The sequence below is a fragment of the uncultured Leptotrichia sp. genome, assembly GCF_938036635.1.
In the GTDB taxonomy this organism is placed as follows: domain Bacteria; phylum Fusobacteriota; class Fusobacteriia; order Fusobacteriales; family Leptotrichiaceae; genus Leptotrichia; species Leptotrichia hongkongensis.
Map to the genome: position 1 here is coordinate 1 of NZ_CALHQO010000327.1, position 1936 is coordinate 1936.

Below are 1936 nucleotides of genomic sequence, written 5' to 3' on the forward strand. Positions count from 1 at the left end.
AATCTGTTAGAACCTTTAAAATAGCACTACTAGTCGTAGTATTTCCAATCCCCATTTCTCCAGTTGCAAATAAATTGTATCCGTCTCTTGCAAACTCGTCAACCATTTTAATCCCAGTTTCTATAGCCTTCACAGCATCTTCATACTCCATTGCGGCTTGTTTAGCAATATTATTAGTACCTGATTTCATAATTTTTCTGTTAATAATTCCCGATAAATCTATTTCTTTTTTTATGTCCGAACTCTCATCAATTCCCAGATCTACCACTTTCACATCAGCATTATAAGCCATTGAGAGAGCATTAATTGATGATTTGCCATTTAACATTGCTTCCACTACATACTGTGTTATTACTCTTTTGGATTTGCTGACTTTTTCTCTTTCCACACCGTTATCCGCTGCCATTACAAGCACCATTTTTTTGCAAGGTTTATAATTTTCGCTCATTCCCTCAAGCCTGATTGCCAGTTCTTCCAGTTTTCCTAGTCCTTTTGGAGTTTTTAGCAATGAATTCAGTTCATTTTCCTTTTTTTTCATTTTATTTCTATCTAAAGCCGTTATTTTTTTTATTGTATCAAATAAAATTTCTCCTGTAATTTTACTCTTTATGATTTCCATATATATTCCTCTATTTACAAATTTATTTTAATTTTTCAGCAATTTTTTGAAAAGTTTTTTCCACACCCTTCAACAACTTTTCCACATTCTCATCATTATGAATATAAGAAACAAAATGTGCCTCGTATTTTGAAGGTGGCACAATTACTCCATTTTCAAGCATTGTATCAAAATATATGCTATAAAATCCATCATTTGTATTCATTGCATCTTCCAAAGTTTTCACTTTTTCCTTTGCAAAAAATATTGTAAAAAGACTTCCAAAATGGTTTACGCTTGCTGGAATATCATATTTTTTTATTAATTCATTAATTTTATTTACTAAATTTTCCGTTTTTTTATTTACATTTTCATAAATTTGAGGATTTTCCTTCAAAATCGAAATTGTTTCTATCCCTGCAGCAACTGAAATTGGATTTCCAGAAAGCGTTCCAGCGTGATAAACATTGCCAACTGGCGAAATTAAGTTCATAATTTCTTTTTTTCCACCAAATCCACCAACTGGATAGCCACCGCCAATAATCTTTCCAAGAACAGTTAAATCAGGTGTAATTCCAAATACTTTTTGAGCACCGCCTAATGAAACCCTAAATCCAGAAATTACCTCGTCAAAAATTAACACCACATTTTTTTCTTTTGTAATTTCACGCACTTTTTCCAAATATTCCTTTTCTGTTTCAATAAGCCCCATATTTGCCGGAATTGGCTCAATAATCACACACGCAATATCATCATCATTTTCCAAAGTTTTCTTTAATTTATCAAAATCTCCAAAAGGCAATGTTATCGTATCTTTCACAACTCCCTTAGTAATCCCGTTACTATCCTGATGCTCAAATGTTAAAAGCCCTGATCCAGCCTTAACCAGTAATGAATCTGAATGTCCGTGATAACATCCTTCAAATTTTATAATCTTATTTTTTCCAGTAAATGCACGAGCAACTCTCACACTTGCCATAGCCGCTTCTGTCCCCGAAGTAGTCAATCTTAATTTCTCGATTGACGGAAAACAGCTCTTTACAAGTTCTGCCAGTTCTACTTCCTTTTTCGTAGGAAGCCCAAAAGAAGTCCCATTTTCAAGCTCTTTCTTCACAACTTCCAGAACTTTCGAATAATTATGTTCCAATATCATCGGTCCCCAAGAACCTATCATATCTACATACTCATTTCCGTCTTCATCATAAAGTTTACTTCCATTTCCACTTTTAATAAAAATTGGATATTCTTTATCTACCGACTGAAACGCTCTAACTGGACTGTTCACTCCACCTGGTATTGACTCTTTAGCTTTTTCATAAATTTTTCTTGAGTTATCTG

The 1936-nt window shown here is 33.3% G+C and carries 2 protein-coding genes; both read right to left on the reverse strand.

Features of this window, described 5'->3' with window-relative positions; translation table 11 throughout:
* The coding region (locus tag Q0370_RS06515) for a nicotinate-nucleotide--dimethylbenzimidazole phosphoribosyltransferase (RefSeq protein WP_299573650.1) at positions 1–619 on the reverse strand (619 nt) is incomplete at its 3' end.
* Positions 620–641: 22 nt separating this feature from the next.
* On the reverse strand, positions 642–1936 hold a 1295-nt coding region (hemL, locus tag Q0370_RS06520; RefSeq protein WP_299573653.1), incomplete at its 5' end, for a glutamate-1-semialdehyde 2,1-aminomutase.